5 protein-coding genes are annotated in these 5,335 nt (G+C 72.6%); 3 read left to right on the top strand and 2 right to left on the bottom strand.

What is annotated here, in order from left to right; translation table 11 throughout:
* The 3 genes from secD to GTR02_RS19370 form a co-directional block, all read left to right on the top strand.
* On the top strand, positions 1-1,321 hold a 1,321-nt coding region (gene secD, locus GTR02_RS19360; protein ID WP_166609120.1), incomplete at its 5' end, for a protein translocase subunit SecD.
* Complete coding sequence (gene secF, locus GTR02_RS19365) at positions 1,321-2,334, top strand: protein translocase subunit SecF (protein ID WP_166609121.1); 1,014 nt, start codon at positions 1,321-1,323, stop codon at positions 2,332-2,334. The genes secD and secF, both read left to right, overlap by 1 nt.
* 33 nt (positions 2,335-2,367) lie before the next feature.
* Positions 2,368-2,940, top strand: a complete 573-nt coding sequence (locus GTR02_RS19370; RefSeq protein WP_338073933.1) for an adenine phosphoribosyltransferase — start codon at positions 2,368-2,370, stop codon at positions 2,938-2,940.
* A gap of 27 nt (positions 2,941-2,967) precedes the next feature.
* Here GTR02_RS19370 and GTR02_RS19375 read toward each other — a convergent pair whose 3' ends face one another.
* On the bottom strand, positions 2,968-4,653 hold the full coding sequence (locus tag GTR02_RS19375) for a sodium:solute symporter family protein (protein ID WP_338073934.1): 1,686 nt from the start codon (positions 4,651-4,653) through the stop codon (positions 2,968-2,970).
* On the bottom strand, positions 4,650-4,964 hold the full coding sequence (locus tag GTR02_RS24710; RefSeq protein ID WP_166609122.1) for a hypothetical protein: 315 nt from the start codon (positions 4,962-4,964) through the stop codon (positions 4,650-4,652). The genes GTR02_RS19375 and GTR02_RS24710 overlap by 4 nt, the downstream gene beginning before the upstream one ends.
* Positions 4,965-5,335: the final 371 nt, after the last annotated feature.

Genomic DNA, 5,335 nt, shown 5'->3' on the forward strand with positions numbered 1-5,335 from the left:
CCCGGCCCCCGCGCCGGGCGCCACGCCCGCCACCGGGACGGGTCCCGGTCAGCCGAGCGCCGCCCCCACCCCGGCGCCGACCGACGCGAGCGACCTGACGCAGCTCGAGTCGCCCGAGGTGCAGCAGCTCTTCACCCAGCTGGACTGCTCGAACCCGGCCAACCGCACGGGCGGCATCGTCGACGACCCGACCAAGGTGCTCGTGACCTGCAGCCAGGACGGTGCGGCGAAGTACGTCCTCGGGCCGGCCGAGATCGAGGGCACCCAGCTCACCGACGCCTCGTCCGGCCAGGAGACCAACTCGCAGGGGCGCATCACGGGCGGCTGGCAGGTCAACCTGCAGTTCGACTCCGCGGGTGCCACGGCCTTCCAGGACCTCACGCAGCGCATCAGCGCGCTGCCGTCGCCGCAGAACCAGTTCGCGGCGGTCCTGGACGGCCTCGTCGTCACCGCGCCGAGCGTCAGCTCGGTCATCCCGGGCGGCCAGGCGCAGATCACCGGCAACTTCACCGAGGCCAGCGCCGACGCGCTCGCCCAGCAGCTGAAGTTCGGCGCCCTGCCGCTGAGCTTCGAGGTGCAGACCGAGGACCAGGTGTCCGCGACGCTCGGCACCGAGCAGCTGCAGCGCGGCCTCATCGCGGGGCTCATCGGCCTCGTCCTGGTCGTCGGCTACTCGCTGCTGCAGTACCGGGGCCTGGGCCTCGTGACGGTGGGCAGCCTCGTCCTCGCGGCGGCGCTGAACTGGGGCGTCATCCTGCTGCTCAGCTGGCTGCAGGGCTTCCGCCTCAGCCTCGCCGGGGTGGCCGGCCTCATCGTCGCGATCGGCGTCACGGCCGACTCGTTCATCCTCTTCTTCGAACGTGTCCGCGACGAGATCCGCGACGGCCGGATCCTCTCCTCGGCCGTCGAGGCGGGCTGGCACCGGGCGCGTCGCACGATCATCATCTCCGACGCCGTGAGCCTGCTGTCGGCCGTCGTCCTCTACGTCCTGGCCACGGGCAACGTCCGCGGCTTCGCGTACACGCTGGGGATCACGACGGTGATCGACATCGTCATCGTCTTCCTCTTCACCCACCCCGTCGTGGCGCTGCTGAGCCGGACGAAGTTCTTCGGGGGCGGGCACAAGCTGTCGGGCTTCGACCCCGAGCACCTGGGCAGCGTCGTGGCCCGGACCGCGCTGCACAGCGGGGCGCCGCGCCCGACGCTCGCGAGCCTGCGGGCGCAGGAGCGCGAGCGGGCCCGCACGGGCGGCGGGACGACCGTCGTCGAGGACCACCCCGGGCCCGCCGGCCCGGACGAGCGCGACGGAGGCAACGCCTGATGGGCATGGCGCAGCTGGGCAACCGGCTCTACACGGGCGAGGCGAGCTTCGACTTCGTCGGGCGCCGCAAGCTCTGGTACCTCATCGCCGTGGTCCTCGTCGCGGTGTCGGCGTTCGTCCTCGTCAAGCCCGGGCTGACGTTCGGCATCGAGTTCGAGGGCGGCTCGCAGTTCAGCGTGAGCTCGCCGACCGGCGGCCCGGCCATCACCGACGAGGAACCGGCCCGGGAGGCGGTCGCGACCGTCCTGCCCGACGTGACCCCCGAGGTCACGCGGCTGGGCACCGACGCGGTGCGCGTGCAGACGTCCGCCGTGACGACGGACCAGCTCGACGACATCCGGAACGCGCTCGCGCAGGCGTACAGCGTGTCGCCCGACCTCATCACGTCGTCGAGCATCGGGCCGAGCTGGGGCGCCGACGTCACGAACAAGGCGATCACCGCGCTCATCGTGTTCTTCGTCCTCGTCTCGATCGTCATGGGCCTGTACTTCCGCACGTGGACGATGGCGCTGGCCTCGCTGCTGGCGCTCGTGCACGACCTGGTGCTCACGGCCGGGGTCTACGCCGTGGTGGGCTTCGAGGTGACCCCGGCCTCGGTCATCGGGTTCCTCACGATCCTCGGGTACTCCCTCTACGACACCGTGGTGGTCTTCGACAAGGTGCGCGAGAACACGTCCGAGGCGTTCACCAAGCGGGACAGGAGCTTCGCGGCCGCGGCCAACCTGGCGGTCAACCAGACCGTCGTGCGGTCGGTGAACACCACGGTGGTGGCGCTGCTGCCGGTCGCGGCGATCCTCTTCATCGGCGACCTCCTGCTGGGCGCCGGGACGCTGCGCGACATCAGCCTCGCGCTCTTCGTCGGCATGCTCGTCGGCGCGTACTCCTCGATCTTCGTGGCGACGCCGCTGCTGGTCGACCTGCGCCGCCGCGAGGCCCGCGTCCGGCAGCTCGCCGCCGACGTCGAGGACCGTCCGGCCGACCGCGCCGGCGTCGCCGAGCCCAGCTCGGCGTGATCGGAGGGGCCGCGCCGCCGGTAGCGTGACGGCGTGGACCCCGCCCAGCACGCCTCCGGCGCCGTCGTGACCGGCGACCGACCCGACGTCGCCGCGCTGGTCGCGGCCACGGTGCGCGACGTCCCGGACTGGCCGTCGCCGGGCATCGCCTTCAAGGACATCGCCCCGCTGCTGGCCGATCCGGCCGCCTTCTCGGCTGTCGTCGCCGAGCTGTCGCGCGCGGCCCGGGCCTGTGGGGCCACCGCGGTCGCGGGCATCGAGTCGCGCGGGTTCATGCTGGCGGCCCCGGTCGCGGAGCGCTGCGGTCTGCCGTTCCTGCCCGTGCGCAAGGCGGGCAAGATGCCGCCGCCCGTGCTGCACCGCGAGTACGAGCTGGAGTACGGCACGGCCGCGATCGAGCTGCGCAGCGACCTCGTGGGCCGCGGCGACCGGGTGCTCGTCGTCGACGACGTGCTCGCCACGGGTGGCACGGCGCAGGCGGCCTGCGCGCTGGTCGCCGAGGCGGGCGCGGTGGTCGCCCAGGTCGCCGTCCTGCTGGAGCTGCAGGCCCTCGGGGGGCGCGCCCTCCTCGAGGGCCACGACGTGCTGGCCCTGCTCGCGGTCTGACGCCCGAGCCTCCCGGTCGCGGGTCGCCTAGATCAGCGCGAACAGCACGTAGCCCCCGGCGGACATCGCCACCACCAGCACGGACAGCACCACGGGGGAGCGGTACCAGCCGGCTTCCCGCGGCACCGCGCGCACCGAGGCCGGCGTCAGGGACCAGACCAGCCCGGTCAGCTCGGCCTCGGGCTTCGGGGTGCCGCCCCGGGCGACGAGGTACCCGACCGCGACGGCGACCACCGTCGCGACCCCGCCGCCGACGAAGCTGGAGCCCTGACCGGACAGGGACAGCACGCCGACCTGGTTCAGCACGAAGACGCAGACGGCGCCGAGGGTGCCGCACAGAAGACCCCAGAACCCGCCGTGACCGTTGAGGCGCTTCCAGAACAGCCCGAGGACGAAGACGGCGAAGAGGGGGACGTTGAAGAAGGAGAACAACGTCTGGATGTAGTCCATGATGTTGCTGAAGCCGGCCGCGATGAAGGCCGTGCCGATCGCGGCCGCGGTCCCGACGACGGTGACGGTGCGGCCCACCCCGAGGTAGTACCGGTCGTCGCGGCCCGGGCGCAGCCAGTCCTGCCACAGGTCGTAGGTGAAGACGGTGTTGAACGAGCTGACGTTCGCGGCCATCCCCGCCATGAACGCTGCGAGCAGCCCGGCGAGGGCGACGCCGAGGAACCCGCTGGGCAGCAGCTCGCGCAGGAGCAGGGGGATCGCGTCGTTGTACTCGACGTCGCTCGGCAGGCCGCGCTTGAGGTCCTCGATGCCCGGGATGAGGACGGCGGCGATCATCCCGGGGATGATGATGACGAGCGCGACGAGCACCTTCGGCACCGCCGCGATCAGCGGGGTCCGCTGCGCGGCGGCCGCGTTGCGGGCCGAGAACGCGCGCTGCACCTCGGTGAAGTTCGTCGTCCAGTACCCGAAGCTCGTGACGAAGCCCAGCCCCAGCACGACGCCGATGGTGGAGAACAGGGGGCTGTCGATGCCCGTGAGCTCCCGCGCCGGGAACGGTTCCAGCATCGTGGCGCTGCCCTGCGCGGTCAGCCGGTCCACCAGCCCGCCCCAGCCGCCCACGCGGTGCAGTCCGACCAGGGTGATGGGCACCATCGTCACGACGATGACGAAGAACTGCAGGACCTCGTTGTAGATCGCGGCCGACAGGCCGCCGAGGAAGGTGTAGGCGAGGACGACGACACCGGCGAGGACGATCGCGAGCCACGTCGGCCAGCCCAGCAGCGCGTTGACGACGATCGCCATGGCGTAGAGGTTCACGCCCGCGAGCAGCACCGAGGCGATGGCGAAGAGCAGGCCCTGCAGCCGTTGCGTCTTCGCGTCGAAGCGCCGGCCGAGGAACTCGGGGACCGAGCGGACCTTGGAGCCGTAGTAGAACGGCATCATCACCAGGGCGAGGAACACCATCGCCGGGATGGCGCCGATCCAGTAGTAGTGGAACGTCTGCTCCCCGAACTGCGCGCCGTTGGCCGCCTGCCCCAGCAGCTCGGTGGCCCCCAGGTTCGCCGAGACGAACGCGAGCCCGGTCACCCACGCCGGGAGGCTGCGACCGGAGAGCAGGAAGTCGAGGCTGGAGGCGATGCGGCGGCGGGCGATGAGGCCGATGCCCAGGACGACGAGGAAGTAGAACGCGACCAGCACGTAGTCGATGGCCTGCGCGTCGATGCGGCGCGCGGAGTCCTCCGCGACGGCGGTGAGGATCACGTCCGGTCCGCCGGTCCGTCGTCGTCCTGCGGGGCCGGCGTGCCGGCCACCTCCTCGGCGGGCGTCGCGGGCGGGTGCAGCGGCTTCGTCAGCGACCACGCGAGGAAGCCGGCGGCCAGCACGAGCATGCCGAGGCCCGCCCAGAGGTTGAGGTTCACACCCCCCGTCTTGGCGCTGTCGGCGGCGGTGAAGGAGACCAGGCCGGTCACCAGGCACACGCCTCCGTACACGGCGAACAGGACACCGATGACGGTGCGGATGTCGAAGAGGACGTCGGTGGTGCGCGACGTGCCCTCGTCTCGTGCGGCCACGGGAGCTCCAGTGCGGCGGGGGACCAGCTGCGGGAGTGGACGTCGGCCACCCTGGCACGCGGGCCGGGGCGCTGCACCCGGGCCGCGGGCCGCCGTCCGAGGGTGAGGAGGCAGCTGCGCCGACGAGCGCGCCCGGCGACGCGAGCGGGCGCGCACGCCTCACCCGCACGGCCCACGGGCGGGCTCGTACCGCGCGGCCGACGTCACGTGCGCCGCGTCCTGCTCCTACACTCGATCTCAACCAGGACGGAGGGGTGCCGTGGCGGACGGGACGGAGACCGAGGGACGCGCCGTCGGCGTGCGCCCGGAGACCGCGCCTGCAGGCCCCGCTCCCCGCCCCGAGGAGCCGACCGCGACCCGAGGCGCGTGAG

This window comes from Kineococcus siccus (assembly GCF_009906795.1).
Taxonomy (GTDB): domain Bacteria; phylum Actinomycetota; class Actinomycetes; order Actinomycetales; family Kineococcaceae; genus Kineococcus; species Kineococcus siccus.